Annotated in this window: 6 tRNA genes; all 6 read left to right on the forward strand. The window is 52.0% G+C overall.

Going from position 1 to position 589, the window contains the following annotated elements:
- The first annotated feature begins 54 nt into the window (after positions 1-54).
- The 6 genes from MMB68_RS27445 (at position 55) to MMB68_RS27470 (ending at position 588) form a co-directional block, all read left to right on the forward strand.
- Positions 55-130: transfer RNA gene (locus MMB68_RS27445), tRNA-Lys, on the forward strand.
- A gap of 13 nt (positions 131-143) precedes the next feature.
- A tRNA-Leu gene (locus tag MMB68_RS27450) sits at positions 144-225 on the forward strand.
- 19 nt (positions 226-244) lie between these two features.
- Positions 245-319, forward strand: a tRNA-Gly gene (locus MMB68_RS27455).
- Positions 320-327: 8 nt separating this feature from the next.
- Positions 328-401, forward strand: a tRNA-Cys gene (locus MMB68_RS27460).
- 12 nt (positions 402-413) lie between these two features.
- Positions 414-502, forward strand: a tRNA-Leu gene (locus MMB68_RS27465).
- A gap of 9 nt (positions 503-511) precedes the next feature.
- Positions 512-588: transfer RNA gene (locus MMB68_RS27470), tRNA-Arg, on the forward strand.
- The last annotated feature ends 1 nt before the right edge of the window (position 589 follow it).

A 589-nucleotide genomic window follows, 5' to 3' on the forward strand; every position in this document is an offset into this window, starting at 1 on the left:
ACGGATTTTGATTCCGTCATGCGTTGGTTCGAATCCAGCTAGCCCAGCCATAGAGAGCCATTAGCTCAGTTGGTAGAGCATCTGACTTTTAATCAGAGGGTCGAAGGTTCGAGTCCTTCATGGCTCACCATTTATATTCACACGCGGGTGTGGCGGAATTGGCAGACGCGCTAGACTTAGGATCTAGTGTCTTATGACGTGGGGGTTCAAGTCCCTTCACCCGCATCTTAAATTAGACAATAACGCGGAAGTAGTTCAGTGGTAGAACACCACCTTGCCAAGGTGGGGGTCGCGAGTTCGAACCTCGTCTTCCGCTCCATATATATTGGCGGCATAGCCAAGTGGTAAGGCCAAGGTCTGCAAAACCTTTATCACCGGTTCAAATCCGGTTGCCGCCTCCACGTATAAGTCCTGCCGGGGTGGTGGAATTGGCAGACACACAGGACTTAAAATCCTGCGGTAGGTGACTACCGTGCCGGTTCAAGTCCGGCCCTCGGCACCATTTTAATAAGCGCCCGTAGCTCAATTGGATAGAGCGTTTGACTACGGATCAAAAGGTTAGGGGTTCGACTCCTCTCGGGCGCGCCAT

Source organism: Priestia sp. Y58, from assembly GCF_029522095.1.
Classification (GTDB): Bacteria; Bacillota; Bacilli; order Bacillales; family Bacillaceae_H; genus Priestia; species Priestia megaterium_E.